We start from the raw sequence: 14,830 nt of genomic DNA, 5'->3' as shown, positions 1-14,830 counted from the left end.
GATGTTCAAGACCAAGCCCATCCGCCCGGACGTGGGCGCCATCGACACCCTGATCGGACCGCAGGTCACCATCCGTGGCGACGTGCTGTTCAGTGGCGGGCTGTATGTCGAGGGGCGCATCCAGGGCAAGGTGATCGCCGAACCCGGCGAGCGCGCCGTACTGACGCTGGCAGAGCAGGGCAGCATCGAGGGCGAGGTGCAGGCGCCGGTGGTGGTGATCAACGGGCGCATGGTGGGCGACGTGCATGCCCACGAGCGCATCGAGCTGGCCACCAAGGCCCGCGTCCACGGCAACCTGCATTACAAGGTGGTCGAGATGAGCGCCGGCGCGCAGCTGACCGGCCACCTCGTGCATGCCGACGTGGTCGCGGCCGGCCAGCCGGGGGAGGGCGCCGCCCTGCCCGAAGCCTGGGCCGCCGACGCCTGAGCCTGTCATTCAGAGCCTGATGTGAGACGCCGCGCTATCCTGCAGCCATGAGCACCAGGCCTTCCCCGCCGACTGTCCCCCCGCCCCGCGCGGTGGGCTGGCCGGTGCTGGGCGCCGTCCTGGCGCTCGCGCTGGGGTTGGGCGTCTGGGGCGCCTGGCAGGTGTTCGCACGCCATGCGGGCGATACGCCTACCCCCGGGCAGCTGCGGGCCCAGCAGCAACGCATCGAAACGCTGGAGCAGCGGGCCGCGACGCTCGCCCGCTCGGACCAGATCAGCCGCGACGCCAACCGCGACCTGCAGACCACGCTCGCCGAGCGCGACGAGGAAATCTCGGGCCTGCGGGCCGACGTGGCGTTCTACGAGCGTTTCGTCGGCGCGACCGCCCAGCGCCGTGGCCTGGCGGTGCACGAACTCACCCTGATCCCCCAGGACGCGCAGGCCTGGCATTTCACCGCCACCCTGACCCAGAACGTCAATCGCGGCGCCGTGAATACCGGCCGCCTGCTGGTGTCGGTGGAAGGCACCGAAGGCGGCAAGCTGCGTCGTCTGGCCTGGTCGGATCTGCGCCAGCAAGCCAACGCGCCCGGCTTGGCGTACTCGTTCAAGTATTTCCAGCAGGTGGAGGGCGACCTGCTGCTGCCCCAGGGCTTCAAGCCGGTGCGGGTGATCGCGCGGGTGGTGCCGCAGGGCGGCACGGCCGTGGAACAGTCGTTCCCGTGGGCGCAGGCGGCGGCGAAGGACGGTGCCGGCGAAGGCGCCGCTGCGCGCTGAACTTGAACTGCCTTCCGCCAGCCCCCATCCTTCCGTCATGACCACCGTCGTTTCCCTGCCTGTCGCGACCGCCGCACCGGACTATCAGTCCATCGACCGGCCGCTCAACTTCACGCCCGCAGCGGCGGCGAAAGTGCGCGAACTGATCCAGGACGAGGGCAACGAGGCGTTGGCGCTGCGCGTCTATATCCAGGGCGGCGGTTGCTCCGGGTTCCAGTACGGTTTCGAGTTCGACGAGAACCGCGCCGAGGACGACGTGGCCGTGGACACCGATGGGGTCGCACTGTTGGTCGATCCGCTGAGCCTGCAGTACCTGATGGGCGCGGAAGTCGACTACAGCGAGAGCCTGCAGGGCGCGCAGTTCGTCATCCGCAACCCCAACGCCAAGACCACCTGCGGCTGCGGCAGCAGTTTCAGCATGTGACCGCCGGCCTGCCGCGTTCCGTGACAGGTCTTCAACCTCCCGCCGCGCCCCTCACCGGTTTCGCCTTCGCCAGCGATACGCTGGATCGCGCCGATGCATTGCGTGACGATGCCGATGCATTGGCCCGCCTGTGGCCGGACGCGCGCGTCATCCTGCTGGAAGACGATGGGCGCGCGCTGGCAGAGGCGCATGGCGCGCTGCTCGCGCCGCGGGGGGCGTCATTGGGCGGCGGACCGGGTGCAAGTCTTTTCCTCGGTTTGAAGGACGGTGTCGCGTGGTTCGCCGCGCACGCCCGGCACCATCCCGTGCAGGCGCCCGCCCATGCCGACCTGCGGCGCGCCGCGGCGACGTGGTCGCCGTTCGAGTCCGGGGTCTTCGCGATGGCGCGCGCGTTGTTGCATTGGCAGGCGTCCACGCAGTTCTGCAGCGCCTGCGGAGGCGCCATCACTTTCCGTCGCGCGGGCTACATCGCCCATTGCACGCAATGCGGCAAGGATCACTACCCGCGCGTGGATCCCGCGGTGATCGTCGCGATCAGCGATGGCGAGCGCTTGCTGCTGGGCCGGCAGGCGTCCTGGCCGCCACGGCGGTATTCGGTCATCGCCGGCTTCGTCGAGCCGGGCGAAACCCTGGAACAGACGGTCGCCCGTGAAGCGTTCGAGGAAACACGCGTACGCGTGCGGAGTTGTCTTTACCTGGGCGCGCAGCCCTGGCCTTTCCCGGGATCGCTGATGCTCGGGTTCAGTGCGGAAGGCGAGCCCGATCCGCCGCGGGTGGACGGCGAACTCGAAGATGCGCGCTGGTTCACCTACGACGAGGTGGACAAGGCGTTGCGGGGTGGGGACGATGCCGATGCCCCTTTGCTGCTGTCGCCCTCGATCTCCATCGCGCGCGCGCTCATCGAACATTGGCATGCCGCCATGCGCGAGCGTCGTGCGGAACAGGGTCCTCCGGCGCCGACCGGCCATTAACGCCCGGCCGCGCTAGAATCGCGGCCCGGAGGACGCATCATGTCGATCACTCTCGTCGCCGTCGTGATTGCGCTCGTGCTGGGGCATGTCGCGCCCACGTTGGTGATATCGCTGCGCCAGTACGCCTGGTACCGCGCATGGCTGGAATGGCTCACCCGCAACACGGTCTCGGGGGCCGCGTGGCAGGAGCGCTACGGCATCGCGCTCGCGATCGTCCCGGTGCTGCTCGTGGTGGCCATCCTGCAGTGGCTTCTGGATGGTCCGGTCTACGGCATCGTCGGCCTGTTGTTCGACATCGCGGTGCTCGTGTACGCGTGGGGACCGCGCGATCTGGACGTCGACGTCGAGGCCGTCATCGATGCGCACGATCCGCCGACCCGGCGCGTGGCCATCGCGCGGTTGGGCCTCACCGGCGAGGCGGCCGCGCTGGATGGCCCCGCGCTGGTGGAAGCCGTGTTCCGCAATGCGCTGGAGCGCTGGTTCGGCGTGTTGTTCTGGTTCCTGCTGCTCGGTCCGGTCGGCGCCATGCTGTACCGATTGACAGTCCTCGCCGCCCAGGACGCGTGGGCCGACCTGCCGCCTGCGAACCGCGAAGGCGCGCGCAAGATGAAGGCCGCGCTGGAATGGCCGGTCGCGCAGCTGATGACGCTCGCGATGGCCCTGGTCGGCAACTTCGACACGGTGTTCTCCACCTGGCGCGAGGCCGGTGGCGCGCGGTTCGGCCTGGACGCGGGATTCCTTGGCAGCGCGGCGCGCGCCAGCGTGCGCTGCGAACTGGCCGAAGAAGCCGAGGAATACGCCGAGGAAGGCATGGTGCAGGCGATGCGCGAACTGCCCGAGCTGCGCGATGCGATGAGCCTGGTGTGGCGCATCCTGTTGTTGTGGCTGGCGGTGCTCGCCGTGTTCGTGATCGGCGGCTGGGTCAGCTGACGCGGATCAGCCCGGTGCGAGCCAGGTGAACGGCACCCATGGCAGGTTGCGTGCGATCCAGTAGGCCGGCAGCAGCACCAGCCAGAACTTCGGTGCCGTCAGCACGCGCATGACCGGTTCGAGCCTGCGCGGTCGCCAGCCCTGGCCGTGCGCGATCAGCATGGGGATGATGGGAATCAGCAGCACGCCCAGGGGGTTCATGGCGAATGCGCGGAGCAGGTCGCCGTGGACCAGCGCGTGCAGCGCGCGGGTCAGGCCGCATCCCACGCAGTAGTAGCCGGTCACCGCGCGGAAGATGCAGCCCGGGAACGGGCTGTTCGCCGCGTTGGGATCGAATTTCAGCAGCAGCAAGACGCCAACGGCGGCCACCAGGGCCGCCGCGGCGATACCGATCCAGTGCGGGAGGCGCAGCGCGGTCACTGCACCTGCTGCATCTGCTGCATCATCTCCACGTATTGCTCCATGCCGCCGGTGGCGAACATGACGATGTTCAGCAGCAGGCCGATGATGGCGAACGCCGTGGCGACCCAGCACCAGGTCTTGGCATTGGCGGATGCGCGACGGGCGCCTTCCAGATCGCCCTGGTTGAGCTTGCCGTTGACCTGCGACGAGAACACGATGGCGACGATGCCGATCAGGCCCAGCGGGCAGCACAGGCAGGTCGCGAGCACCGTAGACACGATGGCCCAGGCGAGATGGTTGGGTACGCTTTCCGGTGCGGTCGTGGGGGGCATCGGGGGTACGGCGCTCATGCGGGCATTCCTTGTACGGGATGGAGGGTGGCGAGAGCCGGCGCGCGCCGGCTCGGACGGCCCCATAGTGCCAGACGATCGCGGATTTAAGAATCGCCGCGCCGACGTGCTCGAGGTCTGCGTCGTCTACGCCGCATCCCCGCGCAAGGCGCGCACGCGGGCTTCCAGCAGTTCCGCCGTGGCCGTGGCGCCGTCCATCGGTTCTCCCGCCACGACTTCCACATGGGCGCGGAAGCGCCGCGGCACGCGCATGCGGCCCAGGCGGCCGTCGCGCCGGCTCCACATGCTCGCCCACATGCCCTTCAGTGCCATCGGCACGACTGGCACCGGGCGGCGCTCCAGGATCTTCTCCACGCCGGACTTGAACGCGGCGATGTCGCCGTCCTTCGTCAACGCGCCCTCGGGGAAGATGCCCACGATCTCGCCTTCGGCCAGCGCCGCATCGATCTCCTCGAACGCGCGCTGCATCAGTTCGGGATTCTCCCTGGCCCCGGCGATCGGGATCGCCTTGGCGGTACGGAAGATCCAGCTCATCACCGGGATATTGAAGATCTTGTAGTACATGACGAAGCGCACCGGGCGCGGGATCGTCGCCGCCAGGATCAGCGCGTCCATGTAGCTGACGTGGTTACACACGATCAATGCCGGCCCCTCGTCCGGCACGTGCTTCTCGATACCGTGCAGGCGCAGCCGGTACAGGGCGCGCACCAGCACCCAGCTGAGGAAGCGCATCAGGAATTCGGGCACGATCGTGAAGATCCAGATCGCGACCACGGCATTGGCGATCGCCAGCGCGAGGAAGATCTGCGGGCCGCTCCAGCCCAGCGCGTGAAGGCCCAGGCCGACCAGCGCCGCCAGCACGATGAAGCCCGAATTCTGAATGTTGAGGGCGGCGAACACGCGCGCCATCTGGGTGCGGTCGGTGCGGCTCTGGATCAGCGCGAACAGCGGCACCACGAAGATGCCGGCGAACATGCCGATGCCGACCAGGTCGATCATGATGCGCAGGCTGCCGCCCTGGCGCACGAACTCCGCGATGCCCAGGCCGGCCGCCGGCGCCGCGCCCGGCCGGGCGAAGTACAGGTCGAGCAGGAAGGCGGTCATGCCGAAGGCGCCCACCGGCACCAGACCGATTTCGACCGTGCGCCCGGACAGCCTTTCGCACAACAGCGAGCCGATACCGGTGCCCACCGAGAACAGCGCCAGCGCGAACACGTAGAGCGTGGACGAACCGTCGGCGGCGCCCAGGTGCAGCTTCGCGTATGCGGGCAGCTGCGAGGTCAGCAGCGTGCCGAAGAACCAGAACCACGACACGCCGAGGATGGCGTTGCGCACGGCCAGTTGCCGCCTGGCCATCCGGAGCACCGCAAGCGATTCGGGGATCGGGTTCCAGCGGATCTTCAGGTCCGGCGCGCCCGCGTCCATGCGCGGGATCATCCGCGACACCACGTTGCCCAGCACCGCAAGCAGCACGATGGCGATGGCGGCGGCCTGCGGCCCGTGCGCGCCGGCGATCTGGAAGATCATGCCGCCGGCGATCATGCCGCACAGGATCGAGATGGACGTGCCCATCTCGACCAGGCCATTGCCGCCCGTCAGTTCCTCCGGCTTGAGGATCGAAGGCAGCACGGAGTACTTCACCGGCCCGAACAGGGTGGACTGCACGCCCGTGCAGAACAGCGCCACCAGCAGCAGCGGCATGTTCTGCAGCAGGAAGCCGACCGCCGCCAGCGACATGATCACGATCTCCATCGTCGTGGTGATCACGATCAGCCGGTGCTTCTCCAGCTTCTCGGCGAACTGCCCGGCGATGGCCGAGAACAGGAAGTACGGCAGGATGAAGATCGCCGGCGCCAGCGTGGCGTAAAGCGACAGTTGGTCGTCGCTGGCGCCCAGGAAGAACAGCAGGGCGATGATCGCCTGCCGATAGACGTTGTCGTTGAAGGCGCCCAGCGCCTGGACGGTGAAGTACGGCAGGAATCGCCGTTGTGTCAGCAGCGAGAACTGGCTGTAGCTGGACATGCGCCCTCCGTGGGTTGCGCGCAGCCTAGCAAATCAAGGTGGCCGCGCCAGCCTGACGGCCCGACAGCGTTCCACTGCTGGCGTTGATGGGGTGGGCGGGCAGGCGGATAGTGGCGGCCCCACGTCGTTGCCCTCCGCCATGAGCCGTCTGTTCTCGCCCCTCGATCTGGGGCCGCTGCGCCTGTCCAACCGCATCGTCATCGCGCCGATGTGCCAATACTCCGCCGAAGAAGGCCGTGCCACCGATTGGCACGCATTCCATTGGCCCAACCTGGCCCAGTCAGGCGCCGGACTGGCCATCATCGAAGCGACGGCGGTGGAACCGCGTGGTCGCATCAGCTGGGCCGACCTCGGCCTCTGGGACGACACCACCGAAGCCGCCTTCGCGTCGGCACTCGCCGCCACGCGCCGTCATTCGTCGATGCCGCTCGGCGTGCAGCTCGCGCACGCGGGCCGCAAGGCCTCCACGCATCGCCCGTGGGAACGCCAGGGTGCCGCCCTTCCGCCGGATGTGGAGCACGGATGGCAAACGGTGTCCGCGTCCGCCGCGCCGTATGCCGAGACCGACGTGCCGCCGGTAGCGCTGGACGCGGCGGGCATCGACGGCATCGTCGCCGCGTTCGCGGACAGCGCGCGCCGCGCCGCGCGACTCGGTCTGGACCTGATCGAGATCCATGCCGCGCATGGCTACCTGCTGCACCAGTTCCTCTCGCCGCTCAGCAACCATCGCGGCGATGCGTACGGCGGCGCGCTGGAGAACCGCATGCGCCTGCTGTTGCGCGTATTCGATGCGGTCAAGGCCGTGGTGCCGGACACCATGGCCCTCGGCGTGCGGATCTCCGCGACCGACTGGGTGGAGGGTGGTTGGGACCTGGCGCAGAGCATCGCGCTGGCGCAAGCGCTGGATGCCCGCGGCTGCCACTTCATCCACGTGTCCAGCGGCGGCTTGCACCCGGCGCAGCGCATCGCCGTCGGCCCGGGTTACCAGGTGCCGTTCGCCGAGGCGATCAAGCGCGAGGTCGCGATGCCGGTGATCGCGGTGGGCCTGATCACCGAGCCGCGGCAGGCGGAGGACATCCTGCAGCAGGGCCAGGCCGACGCCATCGGCCTCGCGCGCGGCATCCTCTACGATCCCCGCTGGCCATGGCACGCCGCCGCGGCGCTGGGCGAGGACATCGCAGTCGCGCCGCAGTACCTGCGCAGCGCACCGCGCGAGCACGCCGCGCGGTTCGTGCAGGCCGCCTGAGTCAGGCGGTGCCCTGCTCGCGCGCGATGGCGCGCCAGCCGATGTCGGTGCGGTGGAACGCGTTCGTCCAGCGCACCTTCTCGACACCGGCGTAGGCCTGGCGCTGCGCGTCCGACACGGATGCGCCCAGCGCGGCCACACACAACACGCGGCCACCGGCGCTCACCACGCGGCCTTCGGCATCCAGCGCGGTGCCGGCATGGAAGACCTTGGCTGTGGCGGGCACGTCGTCCAGCCCGGCGATCACGTCGCCGGTCACCGGCGTCTCCGGATAGGGCGCCGCCGCCATCACCACGCCCAGCGACGGGCGCGGATCCCACTGCGCCTGCGTGCGGTCGAGCCGTCCCTCGATGGCCGCTTCCACCAGGTCCACCAGGTCGGACTGCAGGCGCAGCATCACAGGCTGCGTCTCGGGGTCGCCGAAGCGCACGTTGAACTCGATCACCTTCGGCGCGCCGGTGTGGTCGATCATCAGGCCGGCGTAGAGGAAGCCGGTGAACGGCACGCCATCGGCGATCATGCCCTGCACGGTGGGATTCACCACCTCGCGCATGACCCGCGCGTGCACCTCGGGCGTGACCACCGGCGCGGGCGAATACGCACCCATGCCGCCGGTATTGGGGCCGGTGTCGCCGTCGCCGACGCGCTTGTGGTCCTGGCTGGTGGCCATCGGCAGCGCGGTGGTGCCGTCGACCATGCTGATGAAGCTCGCTTCCTCGCCCTCGAGGAATTCCTCGATCACCACCCGTGCGCCGGCGTCGCCGAAGGCATTGCCCGACAGCATGTCGCGCACCGCGGCTTCGGCTTCGTCCAGCGTCATCGCCACGATGACGCCCTTGCCCGCGGCCAGCCCGTCGGCCTTCACCACGATGGGGGCGCCCTTGTCGCGCACGTAGGCGAGCGCGGCGTCGACATCGGTATGCACCGCATAGAACGCCGTGGGAATGCCGTGGCGCGCGAGGAAGTCCTTCGCGAACGCCTTGCTGCCTTCCAGCTGCGCGGCGGCGGCAGTGGGGCCGAAGATGCGTTGGCCGGCCAGGCGGAACCGGTCCACCACGCCCGCCACCAGCGGCACTTCCGGACCGACCACGGTCAGGCCCACGCCTTCGTCCTGCGCGAGTGCGAGCAGGCCTTCGATATCGGTGACCTTGATGGCCACGTTGCGGCACTTGGCTTCCGTCGCGGTGCCCGCATTGCCCGGTGCGACGAGCACCTCATCCACGCGCGGCGACTGCGCCAGTTTCCACGCCAGCGCGTGTTCGCGACCGCCGGCACCGATGACCAGGACTTTCACGGGAATTTCCTCAGGCAGAACCGGCCATCACGCCGGTGGGGCGGGGCACTCGCGTGCGGGGAGTTCGGTTTCAAAGAACAGCGTGCCGTTTTGGTCGACGAAGCGGCGTACCAGCACGGCCTCCGTGCCGATCAGGGGTTGTATGGCCGGCAACGAACAGAGCGTCTGCATTTCGCGTTGCTCGCTGTCGCGCAGGGCGTCGAATCCAGGCGCCTGGCGGGTCTTCACGGCATCGCCCGTGGGGCTGCGCACAAGAAACACCAGGCGGTGTCCGTCGATCGCGACGGACTCGGTCACGAGGTCTTCGAAGTAAGGGGCCGGCAACCCACGGGCGATGGCGTCGCGCGCCTGCGCCAGGCCATCGCCCGAGTCCTGGCATCCGGCCAGCACGAGCGCCGCCGACAACAAGGCCGCCCGGACGACGCGATCATGGATCGGGTTCTGACGCATCAATGCCGGAAGTGCCGCACGCCGGTGAACACCATCGCGATGCCGTGTTCGTCGGCCGCCGCGATCACTTCGCTGTCGCGCATCGACCCGCCGGGCTGGATCACCGCCTTGATGCCGGCGGCGGCGGCGGCGTCGATGCCGTCGCGGAACGGGAAGAACGCATCGCTGGCCATCACCGAGCCCTCGACCACAAGGTTCGCGTCCGCGGCCTTGATGCCGGCGATGCGCGCCGAGTAGACGCGGCTCATCTGGCCGGCGCCGACACCGATCGTGCGGTGGTCCTTCGCGTAGACAATGGCATTCGACTTCACGAACTTGGCGACTTTCCACGCGAACAGCAGGTCGGTGAACTGCGCGTCGGTCGGCGCCAGCTGCGTCACCACCTTCAGCTCGTCGCGCGTCACCACGCGGTCGTCGGCGGTCTGCATCAGCATGCCCGAGCCGACGCGCTTGGTGTCGATGAAGCCGTTCGAGGACGGGGCGAGCGGAATGCGCAGCACGCGCACGTTGGCCTTCTTCGTCGCGTAGTCGAGCGCGCCCGGCTCGTAGTCCGGCGCGATCAGCACTTCGACGAACTGGCGGTCCAGGATGACCTTCGCCGTGGCCGCGTCCAGCGTGCGATTGAAGGCGATGATGCCGCCGAAGGCGCTCGTCGGGTCGGTGGCGTAGGCCAGCTCGTAGGCATCGCCGCAGGCCACGCCCACCGCCACGCCGCAGGGATTGGCGTGCTTGACGATGACGCAGGCGGGCGCATCGAACTGGCGCACGCATTCCCATGCCGCATCGCTGTCGGCGATGTTGTTGTAGCTCAGCTCCTTGCCCTGCAACTGGGTGAACGTCGCCAGCGAACCGGGGGCCGGGTACAGGTCGCGGTAGAACGCCGCCTGCTGGTGCGGGTTTTCGCCGTAGCGCAGGTCCATGACCTTGACGAAGTTGCCGTTGGCCTGCGCAGCGAACGCCGCGCGGGCGGGCACCTCGGCGGAGGTGTCGGTGACGGAAGACAGGTAGGTGCTGATGGCGGCGTCGTACTGGGCCACGCGGTTGAAGGCAGCCACCGACAGCGCGAAGCGCGTGGCCGCCGGCAGCGCGCCGCCGTTCGCATCCAGTTCGGCGACGAGGCCCGTGTACTGCGACGGATCGGTGGCCACGGCGACGCGCGCGAAGTTCTTCGCGGCCGAACGCAGCATCGCGGGTCCGCCGATGTCGATGTTCTCCACCGCGTCGGCCAGCGTGCAGCCGGCCTTGGCCGTGACCGCTTCGAACGGATACAGGTTCAGCACCAGCAGGTCGATCGCGCCGATGGCGTGCTCGGCCATGACCGCGTCATCGACGCCGGCGCGACCGAGCAGGCCGCCATGCACCTTCGGGTGCAGCGTCTTGACGCGGCCGTCCATCATTTCCGGGAATCCCGTGACCTCGGCGACATCGCGCACGGCCAAGCCGGCGTCACGCAATGTCTTCGCGGTGCCGCCCGTGGACAGGAGCTCAACGCCATGGCGCACAAGCGCATGGGCCAGGTCGAGCAGGCCGGACTTGTCGGAAACGGACAGCAGCGCCCGGCGGACGGGCTGGAGATCGAGGGTCATGGGAAGGGCGGTACCTAGCGGGGCGCGAATTATAACGCGCCGCAGCAATCTGCCCGGAGGCCGCTCAGGCCAGCCCGTAGTCCTTGAGTTTCTTGCGCAGCGTGGCGCGATGGATGCCCAGCATGGCCGCGGCGCGGCTCTGGTTGCCGTCGCAATGGTTCAACACTTCGACGAACAACGGGATCTCCATCTCGCGCAGCACGATCTCGTAGACATCATCGGCCTCGCTGCCGTCCAGGTCGCGCAGATAGCGGCGCACGGACTGCGCCACGTGCTCGCGCAGCGGCGGGCGTTGCGTGCCGCGCGGATGGTCCTGACGGGTGGAGGCAGCGTTCAATCGGATCCCCTGATGCCACGGATGCTGAGGCCCGCCTTGTGCTTGTCGGTTTTCGGCGGGGGGACGAGTCTAGCGCCTGATCGGGGCGCGTGCATCCGCTTTTTTGATGAACCGGCGCGATTAACGGAAGTCGAAGGAAAACGCGACGACGTTCGCGCTCGGCTCCTTCACGCGCACCGCCATCTGGGCGCTCTGGCCCGGGCCGATCGAAGGCGATGCCTCGCCTTGGGGCAGATAGTCCGCGGGTGCGAGCGCGCGCGCGCCCAGCGTCCGCCCATCGGCATCCTTCAAGGTCAGGAGGATCACCGGCCATGCCTGTGCCCAGCGCGCCTCGTTGCGGAACGTGGCCTGTGCCTGCAACGTGCCGGGGCGCTCGAAGATAGGACGCACGTCGCGGCTCAGCATGGTGAATGCCGCCGGTTCGCGCCAGGTCGGCACGTCGCAGCGCAACACGCCGCACAGCGCGACCACGATCGGTCGCCAGCCCGACTGCGTGGCGAGCCGCGCGCGATCGGCGAGCATCACCTGCACGCACAGCAGCAACGACAGTGCAACCACCGCCACCCAGTGTCCGCGCAGAGCGCGCACCGGCGTGGTGCGCGTGCGATGCAGGAAACGCGGGCCTGCCGGATGACGCGTCTTCGGTTTCGCGACGATCGCCGCTGCCGTCTGCGGGACGGCGCCGGGCACCGTATCGTGCGGCACCGCCTCCGTCTCCGCGGCACGCGAGGTGTCCGCATCTTCAGATGAGGATGCGTTCGCGGTGTCCACCGCTGCCGTCGCGTCGGCCGTCGCGATGACGAGGTCCGGTTCGATGGATACCGTCGCCTCGAGCGCGTCGGTCGCGGGCTCCGGCGCCGTACCGTCGTGTTCGATGGCGTGCACGGCGGTGTCGTCAGCGGGGTCCTCGCTCGCTTCCGCCGGCGTTGCCTCAGCCTGCGTCGCCTCGGTGGCGGTGTCCTCGGTCGGCGAGAGCACAGGGTGCAGGAAGGTCGCCAGGCTCGGCGATGCCGCCGTGCTGGCGATCTCCTCGAGGTCCAGGGGTTTGCCGCAGCGCGTGCAGGCGGCCGGCAGCGCGTGCGTCCGCGGATCGCGGGCGACCAGGAACTGGCAGTGAGGGCAGGCGGCGAACATGGCGGCTATTCAACCACGCACGCCCGCGCAGGTGTTGTGACCGGCGTGGCTCAGCGGCGAACGCCGTCGATGCGCATCCAGTCGCCGTCCTGGGTGGCCTGCAACGCATCGAACCATGCGGCATAGCGGACCAGCAGGTCGTCCTCCTGTCCCTTGAGGATGCCCGACAGCGCGATGCGGCCTCCGGTCGCCACGCGCGCGGCGAGCGTATCCGCCAGCGCATCCAGCGCGGAGGCCAGGATGTTGGCCACCACCACCGGATAAGTGGTCACGGGCTCGTCTTCGGGCAGGTACACCCGGAGACGTTCTTCGATGCCGTTGCGCTGCGCGTTGTCCGCGCTGGCCAGCAGTGCCTGCGGGTCGTTGTCCACGCCGATCGCGGCGGCCGCGCCCAGCTTGAGCGCAGCGAGCGCGAGGATGCCCGAGCCGCAGCCGAAGTCGAGGACCTGACGACCCTGCAGTTCGCCCTCGCCCGCCAGTCCGTCCAGCCAGCGCAGGCACAGGGCGGTGGTGGGGTGGGTGCCGGAGCCGAAGGCGAGGCCGGGATCGAGCCGCACGACGGCGGCCGCGGGCACCTGGGCGTCTTCGGGCACCTCATGGTTCCACGGCACGATGAACGTGCGCGTGCCGAAGCGCATCGGCTTGAACTGGTCCAGCCACGCGCGCTCCCAGTCCTCGTCGGCCACGGTGCGGAAGCCGACCTGCGTCCAGTCGAGGCCGGGGTCGAAGGCTTCCAGCGCGGCCAGCAGGGTCAGCGCGTCGGCATCCGCATCGAACAGCGCGGTCAGCACCAGCGACTTCCACAGCGGGGTCTCGCCCACGCCCGGCTCCAGGATGGCGTGCTCGTTGCCGGTGTCGGCATCGGCGTCCAGCAGCGTGACCGACAGCGCGCCGACGTCCTCCAGGGCGTTCTCGTAGCGCGGCTGCTCGGCTTCGGTGCAGCGCAGGGAGAGTTCCAGGTAAGGCATGGGACAGGGCAACCGCAGGGACGGCCGTCTAGTGTCTCACGTGGGCCCGGGACCGATGCCTGGCGACGGAAGGCCGGACCGGGCCGCCGGACGCGCCCGGCCTTCGTTGAAAGCGCGGGAAACGGCCGGGATAATGGCGGCGTGCCCCGGAAGCTGCTACTGCCGATCCTGCTGGTGGGCCTGCTGGGCGCGCTGGCGTGGATGCCGCTGCGCCAGGCGGGCTGGAACGGCGCTGCCTCCGGCGGCTTCGATGCCGAATCCGGGACGCCGTCTTCCGCGCGGGTGGATGCGCCGCCTGCCGCGCGCCTGCAGCCGATGGTCATGCGCCCTGTGTCCCCACTGTCTCCGCTGCGTCGCGGCTTCGAGGAAAGCGCCGACCTGTTCGCCTACTCGCGCGAGCTGATGGTGCGCGCCGCGGGCGGCGATGCCGATGCCATGTGGTTGTTGAGCCTGGTGCAGGACTACTGCGCCGGGTTCGCCGCGGACCCGGCCGGGTATGCGCAGGACACACGCGTGATCGCGAAGCTGGGCCTGTCGGGCGGCGCGGCGATGCTGACGGCGCGCCAGCGCGTGCAGCAGCGGTGCGCGCGCTTCGTCCCGCAGGATGGCTTTTCGCATCCGATGATCGTCAACCAGCGCACGCAGGCCGCGCGCGCGGGCAGTCTCGCCGCCGAGGCCGCGCTGCTCGCGATGGATCGTCCGCTGGAAGCCGGCGACGACTACCGGCGCGGGCTCGTGCAGCGCGTGCTGGATTCCGGCGACCCCTTCGCCTTCGTCGCCATCGCGCCCGTGATGGGCAGCGCCGGCAGCGGGCGCCGCGAGACGCTGGGCGACGTGTCGGGCAGCGAGCTGAGCGAGATCGCATGGCGCATCGCGTCGTGCCGGCTCGGCATGGACTGCAGCCCGGGCGGCTCGATGATGACCAATTACTGCGTCAACGGCGGCATCTGCTCGCAGGACGAATCGCAGGACTTCAGCACCTTCGCACGGGACGCCGGTGTCCCGCGCCAGGGCGAGGACAACGTGGAAGACATGGTGGGCACTTTGTTGTCCCACACGGGAGTGGACGGATGAAGTACAAGCGCACGCGGCCGGGAGTCAATCTCCTGGTGTGGGGTCTGGTGGTGGTGGCGTACGCGGCGGCGGCGGCGACGATCGTCATCGAAACGCGCGATCCCGAATACCGCGATCTGTCGCGCGTCGGGCACATGACGGTCCACGCGCCGGACGATGCGCGTCGCCTCGGTGCGGCCCAGGTCGCCGCGCTGTATCGCGCACGCAGCGGCACGCCGTTTTCCACGCTCGCGCCCGGCAGCACGATCAAGGTGGTGTGGGCCGACGGATCGGCCGAAACGGTGCGCATCAGCGACCCGGCCTCCCCGCTGGGCGCCGAGCCGGTGCCGGGCACGCAGCAGGCGCAGGAATAGCGCGACGCGCGCGACGTCCATCTCGCACGCAAAGAAAAAGGGCCGGGAAGCGATCTCCCGGCCCTTGTCGTTTCTGCGGAGGAAGGGCG

17 protein-coding genes are annotated in these 14,830 nt (G+C 69.3%); 8 read left to right on the top strand and 9 right to left on the bottom strand.

Annotation, left to right across the window (positions count from 1 at the left end):
- Nucleotide 1 precedes the first annotated feature (1 nt).
- The 5 genes from BLT45_RS15270 to BLT45_RS15250 all read left to right on the top strand — a co-directional run bounded on the left by BLT45_RS15270 (nucleotide 2) and on the right by BLT45_RS15250 (nucleotide 3,525).
- Entirely contained in the window at nucleotides 2–427 is a 426-nt protein-coding gene (locus BLT45_RS15270) for a bactofilin family protein (RefSeq protein ID WP_093301800.1), read from the top strand.
- A gap of 104 nt (nucleotides 428–531) precedes the next feature.
- Nucleotides 532–1,200 (top strand): DUF6776 family protein, encoded by a 669-nt coding sequence (locus tag BLT45_RS15265; protein ID WP_254771900.1) that lies wholly within the window; start codon nucleotides 532–534, stop codon nucleotides 1,198–1,200.
- A gap of 37 nt (nucleotides 1,201–1,237) precedes the next feature.
- The gene (gene erpA, locus BLT45_RS15260; protein WP_093302203.1) at nucleotides 1,238–1,624 is read left to right on the top strand and encodes an iron-sulfur cluster insertion protein ErpA; all 387 of its coding nucleotides are present in this window, start codon (nucleotides 1,238–1,240) and stop codon (nucleotides 1,622–1,624) included.
- 20 nt (nucleotides 1,625–1,644) lie between these two features.
- Entirely contained in the window at nucleotides 1,645–2,595 is a 951-nt protein-coding gene (gene nudC, locus BLT45_RS15255) for an NAD(+) diphosphatase (RefSeq protein WP_093302199.1), read from the top strand.
- A gap of 39 nt (nucleotides 2,596–2,634) precedes the next feature.
- Complete coding sequence (locus tag BLT45_RS15250) at nucleotides 2,635–3,525, top strand: cobalamin biosynthesis protein (protein ID WP_093301794.1); 891 nt, start codon at nucleotides 2,635–2,637, stop codon at nucleotides 3,523–3,525.
- A 6-nt stretch (nucleotides 3,526–3,531) separates the two neighbouring features.
- On the opposite strand, the gene BLT45_RS15245 is transcribed toward BLT45_RS15250, so the two are convergent.
- The 3 genes from BLT45_RS15245 to BLT45_RS15235 form a co-directional block, all read right to left on the bottom strand.
- On the bottom strand, nucleotides 3,532–3,936 hold the full coding sequence (locus BLT45_RS15245) for a DUF2752 domain-containing protein (protein ID WP_175455884.1): 405 nt from the start codon (nucleotides 3,934–3,936) through the stop codon (nucleotides 3,532–3,534).
- 5 nt (nucleotides 3,937–3,941) lie between these two features.
- A complete protein-coding gene (locus tag BLT45_RS15240) occupies nucleotides 3,942–4,277 on the bottom strand; it encodes a CD225/dispanin family protein (RefSeq protein ID WP_093301792.1) in 336 nt (111 codons plus the stop codon).
- 126 nt (nucleotides 4,278–4,403) lie between these two features.
- Nucleotides 4,404–6,299: an MFS transporter gene (locus BLT45_RS15235; RefSeq protein WP_093301789.1), complete on the bottom strand. Its 1,896-nt coding sequence runs from the start codon at nucleotides 6,297–6,299 to the stop codon at nucleotides 4,404–4,406.
- Nucleotides 6,300–6,438: 139 nt separating this feature from the next.
- Between BLT45_RS15235 and BLT45_RS15230 the strand changes: the two genes are divergently transcribed.
- Nucleotides 6,439–7,545, top strand: coding sequence for an NADH:flavin oxidoreductase/NADH oxidase (locus BLT45_RS15230; protein ID WP_093301787.1), 1,107 nt, complete (start codon nucleotides 6,439–6,441; stop codon nucleotides 7,543–7,545).
- A gap of 1 nt (nucleotide 7,546) precedes the next feature.
- Here the strand turns inward: BLT45_RS15230 and purD are convergent, their stop codons facing one another.
- The 6 genes from purD to prmA all read right to left on the bottom strand — a co-directional run bounded on the left by purD (nucleotide 7,547) and on the right by prmA (nucleotide 13,314).
- A complete protein-coding gene (purD, locus tag BLT45_RS15225; RefSeq protein ID WP_093301784.1) occupies nucleotides 7,547–8,839 on the bottom strand; it encodes a phosphoribosylamine--glycine ligase in 1,293 nt (430 codons plus the stop codon).
- Nucleotides 8,840–8,866: 27 nt separating this feature from the next.
- Nucleotides 8,867–9,289 carry a hypothetical protein gene (locus BLT45_RS15220; RefSeq protein ID WP_093301781.1) on the bottom strand — a complete coding sequence of 141 codons (423 nt, stop codon included), beginning with the start codon at nucleotides 9,287–9,289 and terminating at the stop codon, nucleotides 8,867–8,869.
- A complete protein-coding gene (purH, locus tag BLT45_RS15215; RefSeq protein WP_093301778.1) occupies nucleotides 9,289–10,875 on the bottom strand; it encodes a bifunctional phosphoribosylaminoimidazolecarboxamide formyltransferase/IMP cyclohydrolase in 1,587 nt (528 codons plus the stop codon). Before purH ends, BLT45_RS15220 begins: the two co-directional genes overlap by 1 nt.
- A 64-nt stretch (nucleotides 10,876–10,939) precedes the next feature.
- Complete coding sequence (gene fis, locus BLT45_RS15210; RefSeq protein ID WP_093301775.1) at nucleotides 10,940–11,212, bottom strand: DNA-binding transcriptional regulator Fis; 273 nt, start codon at nucleotides 11,210–11,212, stop codon at nucleotides 10,940–10,942.
- A gap of 120 nt (nucleotides 11,213–11,332) precedes the next feature.
- A complete protein-coding gene (locus tag BLT45_RS18435; protein ID WP_093301772.1) occupies nucleotides 11,333–12,346 on the bottom strand; it encodes a DUF3426 domain-containing protein in 1,014 nt (337 codons plus the stop codon).
- A gap of 50 nt (nucleotides 12,347–12,396) precedes the next feature.
- Nucleotides 12,397–13,314 (bottom strand): 50S ribosomal protein L11 methyltransferase, encoded by a 918-nt coding sequence (gene prmA / locus BLT45_RS15200; RefSeq protein WP_093301770.1) that lies wholly within the window; start codon nucleotides 13,312–13,314, stop codon nucleotides 12,397–12,399.
- 141 nt (nucleotides 13,315–13,455) lie between these two features.
- Between prmA and BLT45_RS15195 the strand changes: the two genes are divergently transcribed.
- Nucleotides 13,456–14,388, top strand: coding sequence for a hypothetical protein (locus tag BLT45_RS15195; RefSeq protein ID WP_254771899.1), 933 nt, complete (start codon nucleotides 13,456–13,458; stop codon nucleotides 14,386–14,388).
- Nucleotides 14,385–14,741: a hypothetical protein gene (locus BLT45_RS15190; RefSeq protein WP_093301767.1), complete on the top strand. Its 357-nt coding sequence runs from the start codon at nucleotides 14,385–14,387 to the stop codon at nucleotides 14,739–14,741. The genes BLT45_RS15195 and BLT45_RS15190 overlap by 4 nt, the downstream gene beginning before the upstream one ends.
- Nucleotides 14,742–14,830 lie beyond the last annotated feature (89 nt).

Source organism: Pseudoxanthomonas sp. CF385 (assembly GCF_900104255.1).
Lineage (GTDB): Bacteria > Pseudomonadota > Gammaproteobacteria > Xanthomonadales > Xanthomonadaceae > Pseudoxanthomonas_A.
Note: the sequence above shows the minus strand (reverse complement) of the source record. Positions and strands in the feature narration are given on the sequence as shown.